Below are 24,414 nucleotides of genomic sequence, written 5' to 3' on the forward strand. Positions count from 1 at the left end.
CTCAGTCCGCTTCGCCGGGAGCCATGCGGAGCAACGGGATGAGTGTTTCCCAGTCGCGCCTGTCTGTGAACGGTTCGTACCGCGTGAGTGAGCCGATGGTTTGAAGCCCCGCAGCAGCGACCACTTCTGCAGCAGGAAGCCGGTTCATCAAGTCCACGATCCAACCGCCGCGAAGCCGCTGGAGCCCCGGCGCCGCATCTCGGTTGCTGAAACTGCTAGCGAGCGAATATGGACGCTCACCGTTTCTGGTCCGTGGGTTGCAGAACCAGCCGTCGGGGAACGGTGAAGCGGTCTCCAGGAGTCCTTCCCAGTCGCGACGGAGAGGAACAGTCCGAGCGTTGAGGCCTCGGATGTGGATGACGTAGCCGTCGCTCGTCTGGTCGACGTCGGATGTTCGAAGGTCGAGAATCTCGCGGCCGTGAAGCCCAGCACCGGCGGCCAGGGCGACGATGGTTGCGTAGTGTCGGCGGCGATACGCGGTCGAGGCATGGCGCGCCCATGCGTCGTAGCCCCGGAGTTCGGCGGCCGTGTACGGAGCGGACGCTTGCCGCGGTCTGCTCCGCATCCGATCGACGGGGTGTCCGCCGAGCGCTGACGCGATGTTGAGCAGGCGGGTCCCGCCGGAGCTGATCGATAACGCCGTCCCCCAGCGTTCGTTCGAATACCGGATGATGAGGTCGGGGTAGAAGAGGTCTTTGCGGTCGAGTGGGGCGCCGAGTGTCGATGTTGCCCAGTGCACGTAACCAGCGACGCTGTAGAGGGTATAGCGGTACTCGCTCCAGCCCGTCGGTTCGTAGTCGAGGACGGCCCGCAGGACGAACGTCCGGTGCTCGCGCCAGGCCCGGTTCGGGGTCCTGCTCGGTCGGTAGTTCATCAGCAACTCAACGATCCGCGTCGCGTCATGGCTATTACTAACGCCAGATTCTGCTACGCGCGCCTGGATTTCGGAAGGCGTGACCTCATCCGCCTCCTGATGGCCCCTGGCCTGCTCGACCGGCGCGGGTCCGCCAGTAGCGCTGAGCCGCGTCGACGCGCTGTTTGAATTCCTCAACACGTAACCACGGTATAGACCTTTTTTACGGATGAGTTCGACCGACACGCAGTCGAAAATTTGTACAGCACGGCTGCGTCAGCGAGTTGCGTATCGAACTCCTAGCCGCCGGTGCTGCCGCGGTCGGCGCGCTCGAGCGCGCGGACCGGCGCGATGTAACCGCAGCCCCGTGTGGGCACTTGGGTCGTCCACGGTTTGCGCGCGCGAGGCGCGGGCGAAGGCTCGGCGAGGGCTGATGCCCGCAGATCAGGTGGGATCGGAGGGCTGGTCGTCGCGAGCTTGCCGGATCCAGTAGTGGACTGTTCCGGGCGGCATGTCGAGCCATTGGGCCAAGGATCGCAACGACACGCCTCGTTCGTTCAACTCGAGCATGCGTTGGCGGATGCGGCGCGCTTCATCGTTGTGCCGGCGGAGCGAGTAGCGCAGTTCGATGAGTTCGCTGTCGTCGGTGGGGTGGGTCATCATGCAGTCCGTCCAAGGCCGTCGAGTGAGGGCGGGCCCGCTTGGTGCTGCACCGGAATGGTGACAGCATCGGGCCCGAATGCCTTCAACAGAGGCGATGGCTTGGAGAGGGGAGCAAGGTTCGCGCGGACGACGCGTGAAGACGACTGCACGCCACGGAATCGGCTGTGCAGTGCAATCTCCAGCGAGGGCAGAAGCTGGAGAGGTTGACCGGACCGACGTGCGCTTCTGGGCAGTGAAGCGCGTGCCGGCGTTTGGTGTGTCTTCATCGTACTGTGCGCGGCTTGACCTCCGCGGCTCGTGCGCCGCTGTCCTCTTTCGTTTTGAGCGGGCTCGTGACCCTCAGCTGCGCATGGCGGCCGGTCTGAGTCCACGTTTGCTCTCCTATTTCGTGTGCTCTGCGTTCGATTTATGTCGAATCGGACGCCAGGCGCATACAGTGGGGGTATCTAGTCGCGCTATGGTCGCAGCGTCGGGGTCCGAAGCCGCCCTTTGACACCTCGTGTCTTTGTGGCGATTGTAGTAGCCGTGCGGGGGGCGGAGTGGGTATGGGTGTCTCAAGTAGTGATGGTCATCGTCTTCGCGTTGAAGCTGCTTTGGAGTCGCTTCGAAAGCGGTTCATCGGACACGTGCCGCTCGCGCGGGTGTCGCGGTTCACCGGATTGCCGGTCGGTACCCTGCGGCGGATCTTCTCTGGTGAGCAGGAGATGACGTTGCTGCAGTTTCTGACGCTGGCGGCTGCGGCTGAGCGTCCGGAGGCTGAGCTGCTCGGCCCGTCGAAAGCTGCGACTGAGGTGGCGGCCAGCACCTACGGCGAGGCTCAGTCGACGTGGCGATTCGTCGACCAAGATGCCATCGCTCCAACACCGGTGGAGCAGCGGCTGACCGGACCGGAGCGCGCAGCTCGCCGTCACGACGGCGTCGAGTGGATCTACGTCGTGCGCGGTTCCGTGACGATGCTGCTCGGAACACCCTTCCGAGCCGTTGGGCTCCAAGCGGGCGAATCCGTGACCTTCGACGCCTCCGCTCCTCACCTCATCGCTGAAGTCGGTGGGAGCAGCGCAACGCTTGTGCGGTGGATGACCACTGGTGGAGTTCGAGCGCATGTCCCGGTCGACGGAGAACCCGAGCGGCCGAGCTAAGTAAGCCTGACTTCGAGATGGTTGAACGCGCGCTCCTCGGCTCGTTCCGCTCGTTGGTCGCATTCGAGTCGTGACGGCATCGGCGAGTGAATGTCGGGCTTGTCGAGGCGTCAGGAGTCGTCAAGGAATGGCATGTACCGATCGAGCGTCTCAGCAGATCTCAGGCCCGCGATGCGCAGCAGCGTCGACAGAGGAGTGTTGTGCCGGAGGTGATGCACGATCCACGTCGCCCGCATGCGCCGTGACTGCAGATCCGCTCCGCCAGCGCGGGAGACAAAGTCCGTGATGAGATTGACGTTGTTGCCACGCTGCTCACGGCGGAACGCCCATCCGGTACCTTCGAGATACTCAAAGCGTGCCCGCACGGCTGACTCCCATCCGGCGAGCAGCGGGACTGAACGTTGGTTGCGTCCGAGGACGTCGATGACAAAGCCGCCGTCGTTCGGGCGGAAGTGCTCCACGCGCGCTGCGACGATCTCAGCTCCGGTTAAGCCGGCGCCTGTGCCCAGCGCCAGCAGTACCAATGCCGACGTTCTGCTCTCCACCGTCGGCTGATGCGCCGCCCACGCGTGGAACCCCGTCAGGTCTTCGTTCGGATATGGGCGGACAGCATTTGCTTTCCCGAGGGCGCGGTAGGTGCCTTGAGCGTCCTCCCCGAGCAGCACTTCCGACACGCGTCGAACGCGCGCCCGCATCGTGTTTCGGGACGCTCGGTTGTACCCGCCGAGCCGATGGTGCGCGAACTCATCGACGGTGAACGGGTCGAAGACGTACTCGTCTTGGAGTGGCATTCCCGCCGTGAACGCGTACTCGACCAGCCGCGTCACCGCAGGGTAGAGCTGCTCTTTCGAGTAGCTGACCAAGGATTCGCTTCGCGCGACGACGTCGTGAACGTACGCGGCGATGTTCGCCCAGTCTTGTGCCGGCATGTGGGGGCGGTACGGCTGCCGCCCCGATGAGGCAGTCATTCTGTGGCCCAAGTCGAGGTGTCGCGTCGGCGTCCACCAGAGTCTCGGTCGAAGTGCGCTCCCGAAACACTGTCTCGTGTGAGTGGCACGCCACCCCTTTGCCGCGGAGGGAGGGATGCGGCCCGTACCCTAACGGGATGGGACGAACGCCGCGGTCGCGACCGAACGAGATGGCTGGGCAGCCATGGCCCGACATCCCGGCCCAGGATCCCGTCGCCGAAGCAGCGCGCGGGTTCGTTGTTCGCGCGCGCCACGCAATCGGCGACCGCAGCGTCCGCTCGGTAGCGATGGCAGCCGGACTGCATCATCAAACGTTGCTGAACGTGTTGAACGGTCAGGTATGGCCCGATCTTGCAACGATCGCTCGGCTCGAGCAGGCGCTCGACGCGGACCTGTGGCCCGGCCGTAGCGACTGACGCCAACGCGTCACTCATGGCGACGCAAGAGCCGGTTGACACGAGCGGTGCGGTAGCGCAGCTGCCAGTGTGTGCGAGTGGGAGTATCCATGGCAAGCGCTTTGGGGACCCAGCGTGCGCCGCTCATGCTTGCGATGACTTGAGCCTGCGACCACGCGCTTCGATCCGTTGGTCCAGTCTCGGCGGCCGCGAGCGAACGCAGCGACTTTCCCGCGGTGAGGAAACGTCGGTGCGCCTGCATTGCGGCAATGAGGAACCTGCGCACCTCCGGATCCGGGCAGGCACGACGATCGAGACTGAGCAGGTACTCGCCGCTGCGAAGGTCAACGCTCCACACTCCCGTTCCCTCCGGTGTGCCGGACGCTGCCATCCGGGCCCAGCCTCCGGACTGCCGAAACCAGGCCCGAGCGGCGAGCGGTGGGCTCAGGCGGTGAAGCCAGAGCCCATTCGCCGCCAAATTCGGCTCGGAGAACTCGATACCATTCCGCAGCTGCCCGGTCCGGCGCGCGAGCAGGCGACTCACGCAGACCCCCGTCTCCACGACCCGCACACCAACATGCGATTACTTTAGCCGGACGGCTGGGGAATGTCACCCTCTTCTGACGGTGGCCGTTCACCGGTGTGGGGCGCGCCGGGCATTGACGGGCACTCGGACTCGCCCTGGGTGATCGGATGCGCGGCGGAGCGAGACCCACGCGACGCCTCGGCTTGTCCAGCGCCTGCTGCCAGCCCACCGCGTCGTCCGGACTTCCGGGTTGCTGCCTTCGTGGCCGCGCTAGCCGTCCGCCTGGTGCCACGACCGTTCCGGGCCGCCGGAAGGTCTTCTGCTGAGGTGTTGTCACGCCTAGCGGCTGAGTCGGCCGCCTGATGTAGCGCGCTTCTAGCGACGGATGGCGCCGGCGCTGTCGTGCTACAAGGTCGTTCCGACGGTCAAAACGAGAGCGCCTTCATGAGGTGCAGTGGATGCCAACGGTCCTCAGCGACCGGCCGCCTCGAGGCGGCAACACAGTTGTCGGCCAGCCGACGCGCGAAATCTCGTGTTCCCGAAGACGGGCGACCAGACGACGCAACCTGTCCTCTGCCTGACCGTTCATAACTAAGCACGTATCAGCAATCCAGGCAGGGGCCTTCACCACTCAGCAATTCTCGACACGGCGGTGCCGTCGAATGACGGTGGCTGCAAGCGACCCTCAGTTGCCCCAGAATGGTCCGACGAGTCCGACGGACCGGAAGTACGATGCTGCCTCAGCGGGGTCCCGCCGGCGGTATCCGCGCTCGAGTCTGCCGCTGTACCAGTCGGACGCGAGATTCCAGAGCGCCTGCACGCTGAACACGGCACCCTTCTGATGCCCGCCCTTCTCGGCCCAGGTATCCACGCACTTCTCATCGCAGAAGATCATCTGATTTCCGCAGGCGTGCACGACGTCGTCCCAGACGCTGTGCATCGGCACCAGGAAGTGCGCGACTTGGGTACCGGCCGGGGGTGCTGCTGCCGTTACGTTCCACGCGTGTGGTGTGCCGCACGCTGGGCAGGTCGTCGCGACGAGCGTGGGTGATGCGCCCGGGACGAGGTGCGCGATAGCGAAGGAATCCCAGGCGCATCCACCCCACCACAGCACATCGGCGCTCTTCACTGAGAATCGGAAGTCTCGTGTGGCGAACGGGTGGGCGAGCACGATTTCACCGGCGTCGTCCAACACAATGTGGCGAGCGGTTGACAGCTGCTCATAGGCCTCGGCAATGCCGTCGTCACTGAGGCCGAGCCGTCGCGCGACCTCGGCTCGCGATGCGACGCGTCCCTCTCGTGCGAGCTGTCGGTAGAGGTGGAGGCGAAGGTCTTCGTCGTCGGTCATTCGGCTTCTCGTTTCGTCAGCGTGTCGAGGTCAGAGACGTGATCCGTGGCTGGGTGGGGCTTCGAAGCCGGGAGCGTGTGGCCGTTCAGCTGGTCGCAGACGCGGACCCTCGACGAGGCGAAGACGGTGCTCATCGCTCGTCGTGGGTAACGGTGTTGAACAGGATGTCAGTGACGGCGTCCATGCCGGCGAGGGTCGGATGGTACGGCGCACCGCCGCGAAGCCCGAAGTGGAATGGCTTCGTCCACGGTTCGGCAGCCCAGGCGTGGTGGCTGTGGGAGGCGCTGGCTACTTCGGCGAATCCAACGGCTTCAGTTGCTGCGACCAGGCGGGTTGCCGCCGTCAATCGCTGGGCCACGTGTCGACCCCAGGACGCCATCTCAAGCGGGAGGGGGAGCAGCTGTTGCTCGGTGACGACCCCTACCGGGGGAAGGATCGTTAGGTAGTCGACGAGGACGATACGTGCGGATGGGGCCTGCTGTTTCACGTACTGCACCAGGGTCGTGTAGTCGCGCTCGAGTGCCGCGATGCGACGGTCGACTTCGAGGGCGTCTCGGACCGTGCCAATTCGTCGACGTATCCGCGGGAGCGCCTGAACTGCCTTCGGAAGGCTCGTCAGGGTGAGTCCCGGGAGGTAACCCACGTCGTTTCCGCCAGCGGTGATTGTGATGAGGGCGGTGTCCGCTCGGATGGCGGCCAATTGCCCGCTGCTGGCGCGATCGACACCATGCAGCATGCCTCTCACCGTCGCCCCCGAGTAGGACACGTCGGCTAGATCGAGGTTGACTCTGGCGGCGAGACGGTGCGCGTAGTTCGCTCCGGATCTGCCGCTCGGACGCGGGCTGTTCTGAGCTCTGGGACGGAGGCCTGGCCCGGCTGCGAAGGAGCTTCCCAACGCTACGTAGTGCGCCCGTGCAGTCATCATCGTCCTCGGACCACGAGGACGACGTAGGTAACAAACCAGCTGGCCGCAAGCAGGGCGGTCCACCCAGCCCAGGCGGCGAGTCGCGCCGCGAGGTGAGTCCTCTGTCGCTCCATTGAATCTCCTGTCACGTGTTGCTTCACCGTCTCGCGGCCGCTCGGAGGAACGAAACGGTCCGGTCGAATGCGACGTCGGCCTGCGGTGTGGCGAAGTCGAATTGGTACTCGTGTCCGAGGTGTGCCTTGCTCCCGTTCCAGGTGAGCTCGGTGACCGGGACATCCTCGGCGCGTAAGGTGGCGGCGAGTTCGGATTCCTGAGAGCGGAACGGGTCCGTATTGCCGACGCTGACGAAAGTCGGCGGGTAGTCGGCAGTGGCCGTCGAAGTCGTTGACATGTCGGTGATGCCGGGTGCGTCGAGCCAGTTCCGATGTCCCGTGTACGCCCAGAGGTAGGTTCTGAGGGCGGGGAAACCGGTGCGCCCAACGGTTTCCATGTCGTAGAGGCCGCAGAACAGCACCACTCCGCGAAGCGCGGTGCTGCTCGGCGGTGTCGGAATGCCGATTGCGCGGGCGAGTCTGGGTGAGGTCTCCGCGGCGGCCAGTTCACTGGCGATCTGGGCGCCGGCGGAGTCGCCGCCGAGAACGATCTTGGAAGCGTCGCCGCCGTATTGGGTGCCGTGGCGCCGCAGGTACGCGAGCGCGCTGCTGCCTTGTCTGACGGGCGCAGGGTGGCGCGCCCCAGGAGCGATCGAGTAGTCGAGGTTGGCGACGACGAAACCCTGCTGAGCGAGCAGCACGGCGTAGTCCTGAACCGTTTCCGCAGAACTCGAGATGAACCCGCCTCCATGGATCCAGAGCACGATGGGGTGTGGGGTACCGCCTGCCGACCGAGGTGTCGTGATTAGCAAGTGCGCTTCCGGAGCCCCTCGGGTGCGCAACGGAACCGTTGGATGCTGTTGAACAGTGGCGGCAATGGACCCGTAGTCGGCGGGAGGCGTGACTTCCCGACCTGTCTCGAACACTGCTCTCACCAGAAGGGCTCCCGGCTCGACGCTGACGTTGTATGTCACGAGGGCGAGGAGCGCACCGAAGACCACTAGGGCTGCCGCCTTCACCGACCGTCGCGCCAGCAATCGGGGCGTGCGCTTCAGAGGTCTCATGCGTCGCACCTGCCGTTGTTGTCTCTTCATAGTGGGGAAAGCCCCGCTCTCGATGGGGGACGAGAGCGGGGCCCTCGGGCCGCCGAGGCGGTCCGACGCGGGGATGGTCAAAGGGAAGGTTCACCGTCCCCGCGGGTCAAGACGACGCGCTATCGCGTCGTGGTCAGCGGGCGATGAAGTCGAGGATGTCCTGGTCGACTTCGCGCTGGAAGTCGCCGAAGATGCCGTGCGGTGCGCCGGGGTAAACCTTCAGCACACCGTTCTGGAGAAGGTCGATGGCCTTCTGGCTTGCGGCCTCCACCGGGACGATCTGGTCGTCATCGCCGTGGGCGAGGAAGACCGGCACGGTGATTGCCTTGAGGTCGTCGGTCTGATCGGTCTCGGAGAACGCCGCAACGCAGTCGTAGGCTGCGGCCACACCGACCTCGAGGCCCTGCCGCCAGAAGTCGTCGAGGACGCCCTGAGACACGGTCGAGCCCTCGCGGTTCGCGCCGAAGAACGCCTTCGACAGATCCTGGTAGTACTGCGAACGGTCAGTGATGACACCGTTCCGAATGCCATCGAAGATGGCCTTGGGTGCCCCCTCCGGGTTGCCCTCAGTCTGGAGCATGAGCGGCGGCGTGGCTCCGACACCGATCACCTTCGCGACTCGGCCCTCTCCGTACTTCGCGGCGTACCGGATGACCTCTCCGCCGCCGGTGGAGTGACCGACGAGGATGAGGTCCTTGAGGTCGAGCGCCTCGACGAGGTCGCGAAGGTCGGCGGCGTAGTGGTCCATGTCGTTGCCGGTGTAGGTCTTGCTGGACTTGCCGTGCCCGCGCCGGTCGTGCGCGATGGCCCGGTACCCGGCGTCCGCGAAGACCTTCAGTTCCAGCGCCCAGGCGTCAGAGTTGAGTGGCCAGCCGTGGCTGAGCAAGACCGGCTGTCCGGAACCCTGCTCGGTGTAGTAGATCTCGACGTCGTCCTTGGTGGTGATGTAGGGCATGGTGTGCTTCCTGTTCAGTCTCGCGAACGGAGCCCGCGAGCGTGTTTCACGATGCCGTGTCCGGTTGGCCACGGGGCTTACATCAGCCACCCATCGGGGAGCGCTGCGCGACTCCGGGTGATGGCTCCTGGGACGGTGTGGTCGTCCGAGATTCGGGGCGTCGTCGTTCTGACGACGGGAGCGGCAGCGCCGCTTGTCCTGTTCATGGCCGTGAGGCTGCTGCTTGTGCGCCGCTCCACAGCGCGCCGGGATTCGCACGGCTCGGATATCGCTGCAGCATGGCGTCGTATATCTCCACTGCGGATCGAGCAGTCGTGGCGACGGCGTTGAAATCGCGCAAGTACTGAGCGGTCTCGTGCAGCGTTCCCGGGTGGTTGTGTCCGTCCGGCTTCTTGTGCCCGGCGACGACAGCTGCCGGGTCGAGTAAGGCGATCGCCTCGGCGGCTGTCGCCCAGCGCTCGCGCGACTCGGCGGTCGTCTGCGCCGTGAACTGGTGCGTGTCGTTGTAGACGACATCTCCCGCGACGACCAGCCGCAGGTCAGGACTCCACAGGTAGGTGGTGTCCCGGGTGTCGGTCCTGCCCGCCTGGATGATCTCCAGACGGTGCCCTTCGAGCTCGAGAGTGCTGCCGTCGAGCGCCTGCGGCAGTTGGAACGGCGGAATCTGTCCAGGGAAGAGCGTGCCCCAGAAGTCATTTCGCCACGCGGGTTCGCCTTGTTCCGCAGCGACAGCGACGGTGCCGGCGGAGGCGACAGCAGTTGCATCCGGAAAAGCTTGGAGCAGCTGGGCGATGCCAAAGAAGTGATCGCCATGACCGTGGGTGATGAAGACGTGGGTGAGGTTGCGGCCGAAGGAACGCACCCAGTCGACGAGTTCCGCGTTCTGCGCGATCGACGTGTACGTGTCGACGAGGACCGCGTCGGATTCTCCGTAGATCAACGTGGCGGTGTTTCCCACCCACTGCAGGTCGTCGGGTCCGTGCGGCAGGTCACGGGTGAGTCCCGGTCGGGTCGCGGTCCTCACGGCGAACTGCAGTGGGCTTCGGGTCGCGGTTGCCATCTGTCTGCCTTTCGTTGAGGGGATCACGCCACAGCGCCGACGTCGCGGTTGACCTGCAGGCGGCGTTGGTTACGCGGCGGCAATCTTGGCGCGAACGCCAGCAACGAAGCCCTTCACGGAGAAGTCCTCCGGGAGCTTGTCGATGATCACGGTGTCGGAGATGGAACTCTCCAGGCGCAAGGGGAGGATCCGCTGGTAGTCCGCGGACTCGTACCAGCCGTCCACTGCCCCGCGGTCCGGGAACTCGATCAGCACGACGGAGCCCTGCCAGCCACCCTCCTTGACGACCGCGGGAGCTCCTTGGGCGAGGTACGCGCCACCGAATGGGGTCAGGGTCGCCTCCACCTGCTCGAGGTAGGACAGCCCTGCTTCGTTGGGAACGTCGTTCGGGATCCGCAGGTGGGTGATCATGTAGGTCGTCATGGCGGCCCTCTCGTTAGATGATGGATGTAATCTAAACCCGAGGCTGGGTCCGCGCAAGTCAGATGACAGGCGTAATCTGAAACGATTGAGAGAGAAGGGGAAGCGTGGCGAAGTCATCGAAGGTGGAGACGGCCCGGCATCGGGAAGCGATCGTGTCCGTCGCGGCACGGATGCTTCGGGAGCGGGGCGAGTCGGGAGTCAGCGTGCAGGCGATCATGGCGGAGGTCGGTCTGACGCACGGCGGCTTCTACAAGCACTTCAGCTCAAAGGACGAGCTGATGACGCTCGCCGCGGAACTTGCGTTCTCGGATCTCATCGAGGATATGAGCGGGGCCGGAGGTGGCGCTGACGCCTGGTTGGAATTCGTGGGCGAGTATTTCTCGGATGAGCAGCGGCGCGACGTGGCTGGGGGTTGCGCGTCGACTGCCTTGGCATCCGACGTGATCCGCGCGGGGGAAGCTAGCGGCCTGCGCGACGCGTACGTTGTCGGCGTGGAGAAGACGTTGCGGGCAATCCGGGCCTGTCAGGGGGAGCCCGAGACCGAAGATGCTCGTGCGGAGAGCGTCAAGGCGCTGATCACGATGGTGGGCGCGTTAACGCTGTCTCGGGCGACGGCTGGTTCTCCGCTGGCCGACGAGTTCGCCGCCGCGGCGCGCGCCGTGCTGTCTCCGCCGCGGTCTGAGGGCGGGTGCTGACGGTCAGTGCGGCAGGCGCAGCAGCCGCCGCGCCCTGGTGTAGACGCTCCGGCCGTGTGCGTCGCGAGTCGGCTGCGCTGTCGCCGGGCGGTGACGTGTGAACATGTCCCGGCAGTGCGCCGTGGCGCCGTGAGCGGCGGGCCACCGCACCCGACCCAGCAGTACCGGCTCTATCCGAACCTCGGGCGCGGATAGAACTTGGCGCTACGACGAGCGACTTCTGTGGTCGTGCATAACCTGGTCAGAGCCCAGCGAGGTTGGATCGGAGCGTCTTGCCCTGGTATTCCGACGGGTAGATGCCACGCTTAACCAGCAGCGGGACGACATGGTCGACCATCTCGGTCAGTCCACTCGGTAGCGATGGCGCCATCACGATGAATCCGTCGGCGGCGCCACCGGTGAAGCGCTCCTCCATGTGGTCTGCGACTCGTTCGGGCGTTCCGACGATGAGGCCCTGTTCGGCGACCGCTTGGTACACCTGGCGCAGGGTTAGCTTCCGCCCGTCTACAAGCGATTCGATCCACGCATATGCGGACTGGGACTGCTGCATCGTGTCGACGTCACCGAAGTCGAAGGAGAAGATCTCGTCCGGGTCGTGGTTGGAGAGGTCGGTGCCAAGACGATGGGAGAGCAGGTCGAGCGTGACCTGATCGGGAGTGAGCTCCAGGATCAGATCTGCCCTGTCTCGAGCTTCCGCCTCCGTCGATCCGATGACCGGACCGAGCAGCGGCATGACAGCGAGGGCGTCGCGGTTCCGGCCGGCTGCCAGTACTCGTCGCTTGTAGTCTTCGTAGAGCGCCTGCGCGTTCCCCAGTGAGCCGACATCGAGGGTGAATGCCGCGTCGGCCTTGGCAGCTGAGAGGGTCTTGCCCGCCTCTGATGAGCCGGCCTGGAACAGGGCTGGTCGGCGCTGTGGTGGGCGGGAGATGTTGAGCGGCCCACGAACTGTGAAGAACTCGCCGGCGTGGTCGATCGGGCGGATGAGGTCTCCGGCCGAGTACCGGCCAGTCGCCTTGTCGGCGAGCACTGCGCCTTCGCCCCAGCTGTCAAGCAGTTCGTCGATGACGTCGACGAACTCGCCGCCTCGCCGGTACCGAACTGAGTGGTCAAGGTTGGCGGTCTTGCCGAAGTTCCATGCTTCCTCATCGGTTGCGCTGGTGACGAGGTTCCACCCGGCCCGACCGTTCGAGAGGAAGTCGAGCGTCGCCAGCCGACGGGCGACGTGGTACGGCTCGTTATACGTGGTCGACACGGTCGCGACGAGCCCGATCCGTTCAGTGGCCTGGGAGAGCGCTCCAAGCAGTGTGAATGGTTCCAGGCGTTCGTTGACTGTCGATTCCATCCCGGACGCGAACCGGTCCCAGACGTAGAGCTCGTCGGCGAGGAAGAGGGCGGCGAAGTTACCCCGCTCGGCCGTCCGTGCGAGATCTCGGTAGTAGCCGACGTCGAGGAATCGTTCGGGTTGCGCGTCGGGAAGACGCCAACTTGTGACGTGTTCGCCACCCGGGTAGAAGAGGCCTAGTGCGAGGACGAGATGGTTTCGGCTCATAGTGCCGCTCCGTTGCTGGTGAGGATGAGAGTGGGACGAGAAGGGGGCCCGTGATGTCACCGGGCGGTGCGACGGGCCGACGGTGCGCCCGCCGGTTCCGCCGAGTCGTGGGCGCGGCGACGGCGGTCACCTGACGAAGACCTCCTCGATCGGCGTTTGGTCATCAACGGCTGTCGATGGTGCCGAAGCCGTTTGCGATGAGCCTGCTTTACGGCCGGGGCTCGCCCCGCTCGATTGGCACGCGGACCGAGTTGCCCCATTCGGTCCAGGATCCGTCGTAGTTGCGGACCTGCTCGAAGCCGAGGAGGTGGGTGAGGGCAAACCAGGTGTGGCTGGAGCGTTCGCCGATCCGGCAGTAGGTGATGATGTCGTCTTCGCTGTGGAGGCCAACCTCCTCGACGTAGACGTCACGAAGCTCCTCGACGGTCTTGAAGGTGCCGTCTGGGGCCGCGGCTCGCGCCCAGGGCACGTTGCGGGCACCGGGGATGTGGCCACCGCGGAGCACGCCTTCCTCCGGGTAGCCGGGTGCACTCGTCACCTCGCCTCGGTACTCCTGGGGGGAGCGGATGTCGACGAGCGGCTTCCCCGTGTGCTCGAGGACATCGTCACGGAATGCCCTCGTGGTCGTGTCGTCGCGGTCGACCACCGGGTACCCGCGCGAGGGCCGTGGCGCGTCGACGGTGGTGACCAGCGCGCGACCCTCGTCGATCCACTTCGTCCGGCCGCCGTCGAGGAGCCGCACGTCCGGGTGCCCGAACAAGTTGAACACCCAGAGGGCGTAGGCAGCCCACCAATTGCTCTTGTCGCCGTAGATCACGACGGTGGTGTCACGGCTGATCCCCCGGGCGTCCATCAGCGCGGCGAACTGCTCGCCGTCGAGGTAGTCCCGTTGCTCCTGCTGGTTGAGGTCCAGATGCCAGTCGATCTTCACGGATCCGGGGATGTGCCCGACCTCGTAGAGGAGGACGTCTTCGTCGGACTCGACAACAACCACCTGCGGGTCGTCGAGGCGGGCTGCGAGCCAGCTGGTGCTGACGAGTCGCTCGGGGTGCGCGTATCGGGCGAACTTCGGTTCGGAGTCATCGATGGGGTACATGAAGTTCACCTCGCGGTTTCTGCGGTGGGGTTGGAAGCGTCTCGTTCGTTTCGGCGTCGTGCGCGGGAGGCACGGAGATTCATCGCGTTACCGCAGGTGCGCACGTCGTGCCAGACACCGCTGCGATTCTTCGACCTGTCATAGAAGCTGAGGTTGCAGTTCGGGTTTGCGCAGATCTTCAGCCGCTGCCAGTCCCCGGATCGCTGCGCGAGGAACGCTTGAACGAGGACCGCCGCGGTCAGGCGGGAAGCGGGGCGACCAGCGTGGGCCACGTCCACCACACCGCTGGGCTGGAGTTCCAGCCGGAGGTCGGCGCGGATGCGGGTCGGATCGACGCCGCGGAGTGTCGCGGCGATACTGTCTCGGAGCTCAGCGAGTCGACGGAGCTCCTTCTCGGTGGGAGCATCGAGCAGGGTGTCGGACGGCTGCTCGAAACCGGGCGCCTTCAACTCCCGCAGCCATTCACTGGCGAGTTGGGGCTGCTGGAGAAGGTCGGGGAGATCTGTCTTCCCCGCGGTCACGGTGTTGAGCAGTTCCTGCACGAGCTGAAGATCTGGTGGCGCCTGCGCGACGCCGTAGCGTGCCGCTCCGAGAAGAGACGTGGTCATCGGTGCTCATTTCTACTGTTGGAAAGCAAGGAGCGAGTTCTGCCGTGCCAGCTCATCGGACGCGGCTGCGATACGCCTGCGGTGTAGAGGACCAGTACGACCGGAACCGTCTGGTGGCGTGGCTCGGGTCGTCCCAGCCGACTGCGCGCCCCGCGGCTGCGATCGTGACGTCGGTCGTGCGAAGCAAGTAGGCCATCCGTTCGGCGCGGATACGTTGGAGATACGCCATGGGCGCCATCCCGGTGTCCGAGGTGAACACTCGGTTGAGCTGGCTGGGCGAGAGCATGACCTCCGCACCGAGGCGGCTCAGCGTCCAGATCTCGTCGATCTGATCGTGGAGCAGGGAAACCGCATGCGAGACGCTCGCCCGGTATTTCCCGGCTCGATCAGACCCTGTTGCCGCGTGGCTGAACGTCGTGGGATCGACGGTTCGGCTCAGGGCACGTTCGTTGAGGAACACCGGGGAGAGTGCCCCGAGCAGTTCGAAGACGCGGGCGATTTTCTGGAAGTGGTTCCGCCCGTCGAGGCGCTCGAGAGCGTTGAACGCCTGAGTGACCGCTGTCAGGTTCTCCGGGCTCAGGCGGATAGTCATCGCTGGCGCTGTCGGGTTGGCCGCCGTGTTGCGAAGGATGGGACCGAGGTGCGGGAAGTCCGTCATCCACGCCAGCTCCGTCGTGATGACGTTCTGCGACAAGTACAGGTTCGTCAGCTCGAGGTGACCTTCGGTCTCGTACGAGTGCCACGTTCCCTGCCCGACGATGATGAGGTCGCCCGCTCCGATGGGGATCGAACCCGACTCGACATGGTGGATGGCTGACCCACGTCGAACCAATGAGATCTCAACAAACTCGTGCGTATGTGCGCAGCGGAACCTGTTCACGACGGTCTGGTCGACAGCAATCGCACCCTGGTCGAGCGGGAGCACCTCTCCCTCCGACACGAGGTTGACCGTCGTTCCGTCCTCGCACAGCAGGCTCGAATGAATCTCCAACCGATCAACACTGGAACCGACGGCAGAGGTCATGGCCGTTAGCTTACGTCGCAGATCAGCCTCACGCCAGGGCTCCTCCAGCCAGCTCGAGGGGGACTTCGCCGCCGAAAGCACGTCGGACAACGGGAGGAGGTGATGTCACGGCGGAGGATGCGGCGGATCAGCCACGGCATGCGCAGATTCGCCTGGTTCCGCATCCGCTCGTTCGCGAGGCTGAATCCACAGACCCAGCCGGGCGTCTGCAACGCGAAGCCCACGGCGCAAGCCGTGTCTTGAAAGGTGCTCCACCATGTCATCGTCCATCTCCCGCCGCTCCGTCGCCTTCGGCGCGGGCATCGCCGTCGTCACCGCCCTCGCGGTTGGCGTTCCGCTGGCCGCCAATGCGTCCCCCAGGCACTCCGTCCGGGATGGATCGGTGGGGCTCGTCTCCTCCACCCAGTCGGTGACGCCGACCATCGTCCTGGTCCATGGCGCGTTCGCGGACGACTCGAGCTTCGCCCCGGTCACGAAGCGGCTGCAGGCCGACGGGTTCACTGTCGTGAACGCACCCGTGCCGCTGCGAGGACTGGCGACAGACACTGAGGATGTCGTCTCGTACGTCAAGGCGAACGTGTCCGGCCCGGTCGTGCTCGTTGGGCACTCCTACGGCGGGTCCGTCATCACCGGTGCTGCCGACCGGTTGCCGCAGGTTCGCGGCCTGGTCTACGTCGATGCGTTCGCGCCGGCCGCTGGCGAGACTGGCAACGGGCTAAGCACTGCGCAGCCGGGCTCGGCCCTCGCGGTGAAGGACCCGACCAAGGTCTTCGACTTCGCGCCCTACCCGGGCGCGGTCAACGGCGACGAGGACACTTACATCCAGCAGAAGTACTTCGCAGCAACGTTCGTTCCGATGCTGCCGAAGGCCGAGCGCGACGAACTTGCCGCCAGCCAGCTGCCCGTCACGCAGAGCGCACTCAACGACCCGTTCGTCGGCACACCCGCGTGGAAGACCATCAAGAGCTACTTCTTCATCGGGACCGCCGACAAGATCATTCCGCCGGCCGAGCAGGAGATCCTCGCCAAGCGCGCAGATGGGGTGGTCGTGAGGGCGCACGTGGACCACGTCGCGATGCTCGAAGCACCCGGCAAGGTGGCCGCTCTCATCGAGCGAGCCGCCAACTGACAGTTGGCGCCGAGCGGCGGGCCCAACCCCGGCGGGGTTGGGCCCGCTGCCGTGCGGAGAGCTCGGTGATGATCTGACCGAAGTTGACAGAGGTAAAACTGTTATGCTTGCGTCCTCGTCGACGGCGGTCATCTGGCGACGGGAGTCCTGATCACCCGAAGTTGAAAGGAACCGCAATGTTGCAGCACCACGAGGACCCTGTCCTCATCGAGGCCCGTGCTGAGTTCACCGCCTGGTTCGATGACGAGTACATGCCGGCCTTCATCAAGGCAGTCGGCGGGGCAAGCGACCCTGCATTCATCTCCTCGTATTGGGGTTCCCCGCTGTGGGTCGGCAACGACCTCGGTCCGGTTAGCCTTGCGCCGACGGATGAGGACGTCGCGAAGGTCTTCACGGCGATGACGTCGCGGTTGCACACTGCGGGCTATGCGGACAGCATCGTGCTCGACCGTCGGACGGTTGTTCATAACCGCTTCGGCGCGACCATCGACGCGCTGTGGTCTCGACAGCGAGCCGACGGCTCTGAGATCGAGCGAGTTGCCGTGCACTTCGCTCTGGCGAAGCGCGCCGATGGCATTCGCATCGTCACCTTCGCCACTCACGCCACCGAGGCGGAAACGCTGGAGGGCGTCTGGCCTGTGGCGTAAGTGAGGCCCATCGTCTGGCCGCGCCCCTCGGTGTAAACCGCTGCGGGGCGCGGCGCAGGTCGACAAGACAGTTGCCGCTCGGTGGTCGTCGACATGAAATGCGAGCGGCGATCACGCGTGCAGTCAAGTCCGTAGGGATGGCACTCGTCATCGCGAGCACGCAACCACCGCGGATCACAGGGTGGCCTGGGGCAGCGCCGCTCCAGGTCAAATCCCACGGGGAAGCCTGCGCCGATTGTGCGGTGCAGGTCAGCTCCGGAAACGGTTGCCGTGACATCTACCGTCGGGACTTTGCCCCACGTCCGTCGCTACCGTTCGTGCACACCTCGGCTGTCTTCGGCGCGGGTCAACAGTGAGGACCGGCATGCGTCGGTCCGTCACCTCGTGCGGGGGGACCGAGCGGCCGACCATGACCTTGCGCTGCATCCTCGCCCTCCCGTGCGGAACGTTCGGTTGTACTGACGTCGATCGCTCCAGTTGAACAGGCGTCGTCGGCTGGGGACCTGATCTCGATGCAGCGTGCCGCGACACAGTGATGCCTCAGGAAGCCGGCCGGGATGACGCCGTCCTTGAGCGTCAGATCGCTTTCGTCCGTTGCATGGGCTTCCACTCACCGCTCGAGTTAGGACAGCGCCCGGTGGGGGCGGCGGCAGGTCAGCGTGCAGGAGTGGAGGACTCCGGCGCTTCGCCGAGGCGGCGCCGGTGGTAATGCTGGCACTCCGGAAGAGTTCACGAGGAAGCTTCAATGCCAGAGGTTGCGACGCTTCCCCGCTCGAGTCTGAGGCTCGGGCAGCATTAGCTTCGGCCGCCGTGCGCCTCGAATGTCGGCGCGATAGCCCTCATGTCGCGGCTGTGGCGTGCACCGGTGGGGCGGAGGGCACCGAGCCAGTGCAGGGATGGCTTGGGGGTGCGTTCGAACGTGGTTCGGTCAACCGAGGCAAGACCGAACGTGGGGCCCCAGTGTCCCCACTCCCAATTGTCCAGAAGGGACCAGTGGAAGTAGCCGCGCACGTCGACGCCATCGTCCATCGCGGCGCGGAGGGACAAGAGCGCGCCGGTCGTGTATTCGATGCGACGTTCATCGTCGGCAGTGGCGATGCCGTTCTCAGTAACGATGATGGGCACGTCTCCAACGATTGACGCGACGCGTCGAACGGCGCCGCCCAGAGCGTCCGGAAGGTACGTCCAGCCGGTCTGCGTCCGCTCTGCGTCTGGCTCGGGGACTGGGTTACCTTGAGAGTCGATCCGCCCACCGGTGTAGGTCTGAACCCCGACCCAGTCGTCACCCCGAGCCGCTTCGAGGAACACTCCATCGCGAGGGCGGGCGTAGGCGGCCGCGGCATCGGCGGCGCCGGGTTCGGGTCGGTAGTCCTGAACGGACACGCCCCAGCCGACGAGGATGCTCGGGTGGTCTCGCTTGATGCGGTCGCGCGCAGCGTCGTGCACTCGGATCATCGCCTCGGTGGTTGCGGGGTCGGGGACGGGGAGCCCCTCGTTGAGGTTGTGGGCACCCTGCAGCTTGGGGAAGATCGCGACGATGTTGGGTTCGTTAATCGTTTCCACCCGCTCGACTCCAGCTTCGAGGACTGGCTTGAGAGCGTTAACGTATCGAAGGAACCGGTGGGCTGCGTCGGGTCGCAGCCATCCGCCGCCGAGGGTGAACCAGAGCGGGTTGGTGAAGTGGTGCAGAGTGACGAGCGGCCGCAGACCACGGTCGATCGCGCCAAGCACGATGCGTCGGTAGTGGTCGACTGACGCACGGGAGATGAACCCCTCCGCGGGTTCGATGCGGGACCATTCGATGCCGAACCGGTAGTCGGTCAAGCCGGCCGCGGCCGCGAGGTCGAGGTCTTCGGCCCATCGGTGGTAGCTGTCGATGGCGTCGCCGGCCCGTTCGGCGACTGGTGAGTTCGGTTGGTTTTCGCGCGCCCACCAGTCGCTGGCGACGTTGTTCCCCTCGGACTGGTTCGCGCCGATTGCGGCTCCCCAGAGGAACCCTCGAGGGAAAGTGGAGGGGCTGAGATCGGTCATGGTGGATGCCTTTCGGTGGTTGAGGTTGTCTGGGCGGAGGTGTCAGCGGACGCTGCGGATGATGACGATGACCGCAGCAGCGAGAAGTGCAGCGACGAGCGATGTCACGAAAAGTGCGGCATAGCCGAGGTGCGCGGCGAGCATGCCGCCGAGGACGGGTGCGAGGACCCCGGGCAGAGTCTGCGCCGAGCTCAGAAATCCGAGGTCGCGCGCGGCGGTGGAGCGCCGACGTAGGACGGCGATCATCAGGGATTGGTCCACGGCGATGTAGGCGCCGAACGCAATGCCGGTGATGGCGAAGAAGATGACGTAGGTCAGCACTGTCGGTGATAGGAGCACCGGAACGAGGGCGATCGCGACCAGCGTGGACGCTGACACGACAAAGAACTTCGTACGACCGGTTCGGTCCGACAACGGCCCGGTGATGACCACAGTGGTGGCGGCGAGGACTCCGAACAGCAGTGTGGTCCAGGCGATGACGTGACCGGCTGCGTGCGCCGGGAGGTGCAGGTAGTCCGTCAAGGTGAAGAGTTGGAACGTCGTGAGCATGACGATCGCGAAGATGAAGAAGAATCGGCCGGCGAACGCGAGCCAGAAGTCCGCGCCGCCCCGAGGGATGAAATCGCGGAGGAGCTGAGAGGGAGGCTGCTGCCGTACGCCGCGGTTGTCAGCCGGCTTGAGCGTCAGCGTGATGACGACGGCTCCCACGACCATGGTCCACGGGACGATTGCGAGCCCTGCGCCGGTGGCGGAGACAAAGATGCCGCCGGCGACTCCGCCGACGGTCTGCCCAAGGAGATACCCGAAGCCGGCGTATGCCGACGCACGGCCAATTGATCCGGGGGCGACGTGATCTGGGATCAGCGCCGCAGCGGATGCGACCCACACGCCGACCCCGAACTGGAACAACCCGTACCCTGCGCCAATGAGGACGCCCCCGTGCACGAGACCGGTCGCCGTCAACGCTAGCCCAGAGAGCAGAGACGAACCGAGCAGCCACGGAGACCGTCGACCGATCCGGCTGCGGGTTCGGTCGGAAAGCGCTCCTCCGATCAAGGTGCCCACGATGCTCGCGACAGCGCCGACGACGGCGAACACGCTGTACGTCCCGACTTTATCAGCTGCACCCGATTCGGCCGACAGCGCCTGCAGCAGGGTCGTCCCCGCGGTGCCAGGAATTGCCCAGACGAGCTGGCCGACGAGGACAGCCATCCCAGCTCTCGATAGTCCGCGGCCTGCCAGCCCGGCTTCAAGCAGCGGCTCGTGAGGGGTCGCCCCCGGCGGGATCGTAAGCATGTGGCCCTCTCGGTTCGTCGGGAGCCCGAGAGGCAGCCGTCAGGCGGACGCAGGTGGTTGTTTCGGACCGACAGGCAGTCGGAGCGCGCTGCGACGCACGCCTCTCCAAAACACAGTCATACTGCGCTTTCATTCCCGGCTTCGATAAACTGGTCAGATGAGCGAGAGTGCAAGTCGGCGCGGACCGTACGCCAAGGGCATCGCGAAGCGTCGGCAGATCCTGCGCGAGGCGCTGCTGGCGTACGCCGAAAGCGACAGCACGGGTCCGTCGCTGCGCGCAGTCGCGGCACGAGCTGGCCTGAGCGAACGAGGGCTGCTGCACTACTTCGCTTCACGCGACAATCTGTTCGTGTCGATTCTGCGGGAGCGCGACGCCGCGGAACTTGAACTGATCGGCGCCGAACCACACGTCGGGACACTGGCGGCGGTGCAGGCAAGGAGTGCGAGCACACCGGGTCTCGTGCGGCTGTTCTTCGAGCTGGCGGCGGCGGCGCCCGATCCGGCGAACCCCGCTCATGCGTTCTTCACCGGACGCTACGAACGCCTCCGGGCTTTCATGGGTCGTGTCGTTCGCCGGTCGGGTTCTGGCGTTGCAGCGCGACGCGATCCGTTGGACCCAGATTTCCTCGCTCGTATTCTCATCGCGGCGTCCGATGGACTTCAGATGCAGTGGCTCCTGGACCAGACGATCGACTTGGAGTCGGATCTCAAACGGCTTGCCGAAGCCCTCGGGCTCACGACCGATGCCGACACGTCTTCCCCGGATAGCGCTCACGCAGAAGCGCCCTGAGACCACCTCCGCGTGGTCGTGTCCAGGCGCCAGGAGGTGCGCTCGTCTGCCGCGCAACCGCACGAGGCGCCGTAGCTGCCAATAGGTGAGAATCTCTCTCAGGGTGTCAGAGATGTCCAAGCATGGAGCGCGGCCCTCCTCGAAGCTCGGTGGCTTCAGTGCGGCTGGGTTCAGGCCGTGGCCAGATCTGTTGGAAACGCGTCCACCGAAGCGGTGCGGTACCCGCCCCGGCGGGCAAGGCTTTTCCTGCAGGAATCACGGACCGACTGGCGCTGGCAGACGTCCGAAGCGCCGTTGGTTCTTCCCATGCCACGCCCACTCCGAACAGCTGCCGCCCCTAGGAGCCCTCCAATGACCCACAACGAGTCCGCGAACGACGGCGCCGCATCGACCGCTGATGCGGACCATTACCTGCAAACGTGGACCGATGCCCGGAGTGGGTGGTTCACCCGACCGAACGGACGGCGAATCCGCTTCATCCGCACCGGGGACGGCCCACCTCTGGTGCTCCTTCACACTGTTCGCACACAGCTCGACTACTTTCAGCGGCTGATCCCCTTCCTGAACAGCAGCCACACCGTCTACGCGCTCGACTTCCCAGGCATGGGATGGTCGGACATCGCTCCCGACGAACGGTACGACCACGATGACCTGCGCCGGGCCGTCGTCGAGTTTGTTGAACACCACGACCTTGACGACGTGACGCTGGTCGGAGAGTCCATGGGCGCCGTCGTTGCCCTCACGGCATCGATTCATCTCGCGACTCGTGCGCTCCGAGTGGTCGCCTCGAACACATACGACTACCTTCCCGGCCTTGAACGGGCCAACTTCCTCGCGCGCCTGATCATCTCAGCGGTCCGCGCACCCGTCGTCGGTCCCGTCTTCGCGTCACTGGAGAACAAGGCGATTCTTCGCGGAATCATGCGCGGCGGTTACGCCGATGCACATCGACTGCCGGAGCCGTTCCTCGACGAACTCACGCGGGTGGGTAACCGTCGTGGCTACCCCAAAGTCGCCCGAGCGATCTACCGAAATCTGCCATCCCTCGTGGCCGCGAAGGCTTCGTACGACGCGGTCACAGTACCCGTCGACCTGGTGTACTCCGAACGTGACTGGTCTCGCGAACGGGAACGAGCTGCCACAGCCGCGCACCTCCCGGGAGCGATCCGACATCGGCTTGACGACACCGGACATTTTGCGGCCATGGAACACCCCGACCGCTTCGCGAACATCATCCTCGGCCGATGAGCGCACACTCCCGGGCGATGCCGGATCTGCTGAATCCGGTGTGGGCAGCCCTGACCGGGCCGCACGAACGGTTCAGCCAGCGGCTCAGGTCAGCAGCGGCATACGAGAGCGACGTGTCTCCGTTTGCGGCGCTCCTTGACCCGAGCGATCCGCAAGCCTGGAACGACCTTTCGGAACTCTCCCGCGGACGAGCCGTCGCCGTGTTCAGTACACCGCCGGAAGAGATCGCCAACGGATGGGAGACGACGGCCAACATCGACGTCCTGCAGATGATCCATCGTCCACCCGTCGCGCGAGTCGAGTCCGAACTGGTTCCGCCGCTTGGCCCGGACGACGTCGGCGACATGCTCGATCTTGTGAGCGCGACCGAACCGGGCCCGTTCCTGCCCGGGACGATCACCCTCGGCAGGTACTTCGGACTCCGCAGCCCCTCGGGAGAACTTTCCGCGATGGGCGGACAGCGATTCGACACCGGGACGTATCAGGAGGTCAGTGCCATCTGCACTCGGCCGACGCACCGGGGTCAGGGTCAAGCGACCCGGATCCTTCGCTCCGTTCTCGCTGACATTGCCGGAAGCGGCCGCGAGGCATTCCTGCACGTTGCGACCGCGAATCCCGCGGTGGGCCTGTATCGACGGGAGGGATTTCAGGTTCACCAGCGACACACGATCCACGTGCTCCGCGCCGTCAGCTGAACGCTCGACCCCGCGGTAGCCGGTCAGCGTGTGGGCTCACACGGACGGAGCTACTTCAGCGTGCCATCACGCGGAGGGGAAGAGCTCATCCAGACGCGACGAGAGCGTCGCGTCCCACCGCAACGCTCGGGCCTCCGTGATGGCTTGCCACTGACTCTCGCGGCTGGGTCCGACGATCGGTGCGGTCACATGGGGACGGTTGACGAGCCACCCCATCGCAAGTCCAGCGGGACTGACTGCGTACTCGACCGCGAGCTCATCGAATGAGCGGATCCGCTCCATGAGTTCGATGTCGGAGAGGTAGGTCCCGACCTTCGAGGCGACGCTCGCACGGCTTCCGAATGCTGGCTGTTCACCGCTGCTGTATCGCCCGGCGAGCAGACCGTTGGCCAGCGGCGAGTACGGGGTGTATGCCAGACCTTCGCTGGCGACGGTCGGCAGCACTGTCTGATCGTCGGATCGCTCAACGAGCGAGTAGGCATTTTGGACAACGCTGGGGCGGGAGATGCCGAGTCGGTCCGCCGCGGCGAGTGCCCGCTCGAGGTCTGCTGCGGTGACATTGGAGAGCCCGTAGGCAAGGATGGTCCCGTCCTCCACGGCGGCGCTGAACGCGGGCAAGCTCGCCTCCCACGAAGTGGCGGGGTCGACCAGATGAGCAACAAACAGGTCCACTCGCCCCAACGTCGTGACGCTACGCGCCAGCTGCCTCGCAACGCGCTCCGGAGCGAGGTCGGGACCCGTCGCCGTTGCTCCGGTCTTCGTCTGGATCAGCAGACCCGCGTCGGGGTGCTTCCGATTCCACATGCCCACCACACGTTCGCTGTTGCCCGAGGTGTACACGTCGGCCGTATCGAGCGCACGGAAGCCGTCAGCCACCGCTCGATCAATGAGCGAAAGTCCGTCGTCGTCAGACAGACCCAGTCCGGGGCCGGCGGCGGACGCGATGCCGCCGATACCGCCCGTACCGAGCATGAACTGTCCAAACTGCTCGCGGCGCCCCTCTGACGTCGACGCGATCAACGTCATGTTGCACCTGCTATCGCTCGGTCGTTCAGCTCCTTGGCAGTCCGAACTCCGACCCACCGCCGTGCTCAACACCAGGGGTGCCGGCGCGTATTTCCGACTCCCTGACCTGACGCTGACGATTCAGCCGTCATGCGTCGCC

24 protein-coding genes are annotated in these 24,414 nt (G+C 65.4%); 8 read left to right on the top strand and 16 right to left on the bottom strand.

The genetic code is table 11. From position 1 onward, the window contains the following. Position 1: 1 nt before the first annotated feature. Both ACXKZB_RS01000 and ACXKZB_RS01005 read right to left on the bottom strand, forming a co-directional pair. Entirely contained in the window at positions 2 to 1,099 is a 1,098-nt protein-coding gene (locus ACXKZB_RS01000; protein ID WP_488824327.1) for a site-specific integrase, read from the bottom strand. Between the two features lie 198 nt (positions 1,100 to 1,297). After that, complete coding sequence (locus tag ACXKZB_RS01005; protein ID WP_488824328.1) at positions 1,298 to 1,513, bottom strand: helix-turn-helix domain-containing protein; 216 nt, start codon at positions 1,511 to 1,513, stop codon at positions 1,298 to 1,300. Between the two features lie 629 nt (positions 1,514 to 2,142). Here ACXKZB_RS01005 and ACXKZB_RS01010 point away from each other — a divergent pair. Continuing rightward, complete coding sequence (locus tag ACXKZB_RS01010) at positions 2,143 to 2,655, top strand: cupin domain-containing protein (RefSeq protein ID WP_488824329.1); 513 nt, start codon at positions 2,143 to 2,145, stop codon at positions 2,653 to 2,655. Positions 2,656 to 2,765: 110 nt separating this feature from the next. Here the strand turns inward: ACXKZB_RS01010 and ACXKZB_RS01015 are convergent, their stop codons facing one another. Beyond that, positions 2,766 to 3,584, bottom strand: a complete 819-nt coding sequence (locus ACXKZB_RS01015) for a hypothetical protein (protein WP_488824330.1) — start codon at positions 3,582 to 3,584, stop codon at positions 2,766 to 2,768. 176 nt (positions 3,585 to 3,760) lie between these two features. On the opposite strand from ACXKZB_RS01015, the gene ACXKZB_RS01020 reads away from it, so the two are divergent. Further along, the gene (locus ACXKZB_RS01020; protein WP_488824331.1) at positions 3,761 to 4,039 is read left to right on the top strand and encodes a helix-turn-helix domain-containing protein; all 279 of its coding nucleotides are present in this window, start codon (positions 3,761 to 3,763) and stop codon (positions 4,037 to 4,039) included. 1,190 nt (positions 4,040 to 5,229) lie between these two features. On the opposite strand, the gene merB is transcribed toward ACXKZB_RS01020, so the two are convergent. The 6 genes from merB to ACXKZB_RS01050 form a co-directional block, all read right to left on the bottom strand. Then, complete coding sequence (gene merB / locus ACXKZB_RS01025) at positions 5,230 to 5,892, bottom strand: organomercurial lyase (protein WP_488824332.1); 663 nt, start codon at positions 5,890 to 5,892, stop codon at positions 5,230 to 5,232. A gap of 130 nt (positions 5,893 to 6,022) precedes the next feature. Continuing rightward, positions 6,023 to 6,817 (bottom strand): SGNH/GDSL hydrolase family protein, encoded by a 795-nt coding sequence (locus ACXKZB_RS01030; RefSeq protein ID WP_488824333.1) that lies wholly within the window; start codon positions 6,815 to 6,817, stop codon positions 6,023 to 6,025. 136 nt (positions 6,818 to 6,953) lie between these two features. Continuing rightward, on the bottom strand, positions 6,954 to 8,003 hold the full coding sequence (locus ACXKZB_RS01035; protein WP_488824334.1) for an alpha/beta hydrolase: 1,050 nt from the start codon (positions 8,001 to 8,003) through the stop codon (positions 6,954 to 6,956). Positions 8,004 to 8,136: 133 nt separating this feature from the next. Further along, a complete protein-coding gene (locus ACXKZB_RS01040) occupies positions 8,137 to 8,958 on the bottom strand; it encodes an alpha/beta fold hydrolase (RefSeq protein WP_488824335.1) in 822 nt (273 codons plus the stop codon). 202 nt (positions 8,959 to 9,160) lie between these two features. Further along, positions 9,161 to 10,018: an MBL fold metallo-hydrolase gene (locus ACXKZB_RS01045; RefSeq protein ID WP_488824336.1), complete on the bottom strand. Its 858-nt coding sequence runs from the start codon at positions 10,016 to 10,018 to the stop codon at positions 9,161 to 9,163. Between the two features lie 69 nt (positions 10,019 to 10,087). Continuing rightward, complete coding sequence (locus ACXKZB_RS01050) at positions 10,088 to 10,441, bottom strand: DUF1330 domain-containing protein (RefSeq protein ID WP_488824337.1); 354 nt, start codon at positions 10,439 to 10,441, stop codon at positions 10,088 to 10,090. Between the two features lie 104 nt (positions 10,442 to 10,545). Between ACXKZB_RS01050 and ACXKZB_RS01055 the strand changes: the two genes are divergently transcribed. Then, positions 10,546 to 11,136, top strand: coding sequence for a TetR/AcrR family transcriptional regulator (locus ACXKZB_RS01055; RefSeq protein WP_488824338.1), 591 nt, complete (start codon positions 10,546 to 10,548; stop codon positions 11,134 to 11,136). Positions 11,137 to 11,377: 241 nt separating this feature from the next. Here ACXKZB_RS01055 and ACXKZB_RS01060 read toward each other — a convergent pair whose 3' ends face one another. The 4 genes from ACXKZB_RS01060 to ACXKZB_RS01075 all read right to left on the bottom strand — a co-directional run bounded on the left by ACXKZB_RS01060 (position 11,378) and on the right by ACXKZB_RS01075 (position 15,413). Next, positions 11,378 to 12,685, bottom strand: coding sequence for an LLM class flavin-dependent oxidoreductase (locus ACXKZB_RS01060; RefSeq protein ID WP_488824339.1), 1,308 nt, complete (start codon positions 12,683 to 12,685; stop codon positions 11,378 to 11,380). Between the two features lie 208 nt (positions 12,686 to 12,893). Next, positions 12,894 to 13,781: a sulfurtransferase gene (locus ACXKZB_RS01065; protein ID WP_488824340.1), complete on the bottom strand. Its 888-nt coding sequence runs from the start codon at positions 13,779 to 13,781 to the stop codon at positions 12,894 to 12,896. Between the two features lie 5 nt (positions 13,782 to 13,786). Then, a complete protein-coding gene (locus tag ACXKZB_RS01070; RefSeq protein WP_488824341.1) occupies positions 13,787 to 14,389 on the bottom strand; it encodes a CGNR zinc finger domain-containing protein in 603 nt (200 codons plus the stop codon). A gap of 52 nt (positions 14,390 to 14,441) precedes the next feature. Further along, complete coding sequence (locus ACXKZB_RS01075) at positions 14,442 to 15,413, bottom strand: helix-turn-helix domain-containing protein (protein WP_488824342.1); 972 nt, start codon at positions 15,411 to 15,413, stop codon at positions 14,442 to 14,444. 409 nt (positions 15,414 to 15,822) lie between these two features. Between ACXKZB_RS01075 and ACXKZB_RS01080 the strand changes: the two genes are divergently transcribed. Further along, positions 15,823 to 16,542: an alpha/beta fold hydrolase gene (locus ACXKZB_RS01080; protein ID WP_488824343.1), complete on the top strand. Its 720-nt coding sequence runs from the start codon at positions 15,823 to 15,825 to the stop codon at positions 16,540 to 16,542. 176 nt (positions 16,543 to 16,718) lie between these two features. Continuing rightward, on the top strand, positions 16,719 to 17,189 hold the full coding sequence (locus tag ACXKZB_RS01085; protein ID WP_488824344.1) for a DUF6841 family protein: 471 nt from the start codon (positions 16,719 to 16,721) through the stop codon (positions 17,187 to 17,189). Between the two features lie 795 nt (positions 17,190 to 17,984). Here the strand turns inward: ACXKZB_RS01085 and ACXKZB_RS01090 are convergent. Together ACXKZB_RS01090 and ACXKZB_RS01095 are read right to left on the bottom strand one after the other, a co-directional pair. Continuing rightward, complete coding sequence (locus ACXKZB_RS01090; RefSeq protein ID WP_488824345.1) at positions 17,985 to 19,220, bottom strand: family 1 glycosylhydrolase; 1,236 nt, start codon at positions 19,218 to 19,220, stop codon at positions 17,985 to 17,987. Between the two features lie 42 nt (positions 19,221 to 19,262). Further along, positions 19,263 to 20,432, bottom strand: coding sequence for an MFS transporter (locus ACXKZB_RS01095; RefSeq protein WP_488824346.1), 1,170 nt, complete (start codon positions 20,430 to 20,432; stop codon positions 19,263 to 19,265). 241 nt (positions 20,433 to 20,673) lie between these two features. On the opposite strand from ACXKZB_RS01095, the gene ACXKZB_RS01100 reads away from it, so the two are divergent. The 3 genes from ACXKZB_RS01100 (at position 20,674) to ACXKZB_RS01110 (ending at position 23,249) form a co-directional block, all read left to right on the top strand. Then, the gene (locus ACXKZB_RS01100; protein WP_488824347.1) at positions 20,674 to 21,306 is read left to right on the top strand and encodes a TetR family transcriptional regulator; all 633 of its coding nucleotides are present in this window, start codon (positions 20,674 to 20,676) and stop codon (positions 21,304 to 21,306) included. 351 nt (positions 21,307 to 21,657) lie between these two features. Then, complete coding sequence (locus tag ACXKZB_RS01105) at positions 21,658 to 22,554, top strand: alpha/beta fold hydrolase (protein ID WP_488824348.1); 897 nt, start codon at positions 21,658 to 21,660, stop codon at positions 22,552 to 22,554. Next, positions 22,551 to 23,249 (top strand): GNAT family N-acetyltransferase, encoded by a 699-nt coding sequence (locus ACXKZB_RS01110; protein WP_488824349.1) that lies wholly within the window; start codon positions 22,551 to 22,553, stop codon positions 23,247 to 23,249. Before ACXKZB_RS01105 ends, ACXKZB_RS01110 begins: the two co-directional genes overlap by 4 nt. Before the next feature lie 66 nt (positions 23,250 to 23,315). Here ACXKZB_RS01110 and ACXKZB_RS01115 read toward each other — a convergent pair whose 3' ends face one another. Next, complete coding sequence (locus tag ACXKZB_RS01115) at positions 23,316 to 24,275, bottom strand: aldo/keto reductase (RefSeq protein WP_488824350.1); 960 nt, start codon at positions 24,273 to 24,275, stop codon at positions 23,316 to 23,318. Positions 24,276 to 24,414: the final 139 nt, after the last annotated feature.

The sequence above is a fragment of the Curtobacterium sp. ABR8 genome, assembly GCF_057812125.1.

What these genes read in the sequence shown, in the direction of transcription:
- ACXKZB_RS01100 (WP_488824347.1), top strand. Translation starts at nt 20,674, where the DNA reads ATGAGCGAGAGTGCAAGTCGGCGCGGACCGTACGCCAAGGGCATCGCG.
- ACXKZB_RS01090 (WP_488824345.1), bottom strand. Translation starts at nt 19,220, where the DNA reads ATGACCGATCTCAGCCCCTCCACTTTCCCTCGAGGGTTCCTCTGGGGA.
- ACXKZB_RS01085 (WP_488824344.1), top strand. Translation starts at nt 16,719, where the DNA reads ATGTTGCAGCACCACGAGGACCCTGTCCTCATCGAGGCCCGTGCTGAG.
- ACXKZB_RS01060 (WP_488824339.1), bottom strand. Translation starts at nt 12,685, where the DNA reads ATGAGCCGAAACCATCTCGTCCTCGCACTAGGCCTCTTCTACCCGGGT.
- ACXKZB_RS01005 (WP_488824328.1), bottom strand. Translation starts at nt 1,513, where the DNA reads ATGACCCACCCCACCGACGACAGCGAACTCATCGAACTGCGCTACTCG.
- ACXKZB_RS01045 (WP_488824336.1), bottom strand. Translation starts at nt 10,018, where the DNA reads ATGGCAACCGCGACCCGAAGCCCACTGCAGTTCGCCGTGAGGACCGCG.
- ACXKZB_RS01065 (WP_488824340.1), bottom strand. Translation starts at nt 13,781, where the DNA reads ATGTACCCCATCGATGACTCCGAACCGAAGTTCGCCCGATACGCGCAC.
- ACXKZB_RS01020 (WP_488824331.1), top strand. Translation starts at nt 3,761, where the DNA reads ATGGGACGAACGCCGCGGTCGCGACCGAACGAGATGGCTGGGCAGCCA.
- merB (WP_488824332.1), bottom strand. Translation starts at nt 5,892, where the DNA reads ATGACCGACGACGAAGACCTTCGCCTCCACCTCTACCGACAGCTCGCA.
- ACXKZB_RS01015 (WP_488824330.1), bottom strand. Translation starts at nt 3,584, where the DNA reads ATGCCGGCACAAGACTGGGCGAACATCGCCGCGTACGTTCACGACGTC.
- ACXKZB_RS01115 (WP_488824350.1), bottom strand. Translation starts at nt 24,275, where the DNA reads ATGACGTTGATCGCGTCGACGTCAGAGGGGCGCCGCGAGCAGTTTGGA.
- ACXKZB_RS01040 (WP_488824335.1), bottom strand. Translation starts at nt 8,958, where the DNA reads ATGCCCTACATCACCACCAAGGACGACGTCGAGATCTACTACACCGAG.
- ACXKZB_RS01095 (WP_488824346.1), bottom strand. Translation starts at nt 20,432, where the DNA reads ATGGCTGTCCTCGTCGGCCAGCTCGTCTGGGCAATTCCTGGCACCGCG.
- ACXKZB_RS01110 (WP_488824349.1), top strand. Translation starts at nt 22,551, where the DNA reads ATGAGCGCACACTCCCGGGCGATGCCGGATCTGCTGAATCCGGTGTGG.
- ACXKZB_RS01030 (WP_488824333.1), bottom strand. Translation starts at nt 6,817, where the DNA reads ATGATGACTGCACGGGCGCACTACGTAGCGTTGGGAAGCTCCTTCGCA.
- ACXKZB_RS01105 (WP_488824348.1), top strand. Translation starts at nt 21,658, where the DNA reads ATGACCCACAACGAGTCCGCGAACGACGGCGCCGCATCGACCGCTGAT.
- ACXKZB_RS01070 (WP_488824341.1), bottom strand. Translation starts at nt 14,389, where the DNA reads ATGACCACGTCTCTTCTCGGAGCGGCACGCTACGGCGTCGCGCAGGCG.
- ACXKZB_RS01050 (WP_488824337.1), bottom strand. Translation starts at nt 10,441, where the DNA reads ATGACGACCTACATGATCACCCACCTGCGGATCCCGAACGACGTTCCC.
- ACXKZB_RS01035 (WP_488824334.1), bottom strand. Translation starts at nt 8,003, where the DNA reads ATGAAGAGACAACAACGGCAGGTGCGACGCATGAGACCTCTGAAGCGC.
- ACXKZB_RS01075 (WP_488824342.1), bottom strand. Translation starts at nt 15,413, where the DNA reads ATGACCTCTGCCGTCGGTTCCAGTGTTGATCGGTTGGAGATTCATTCG.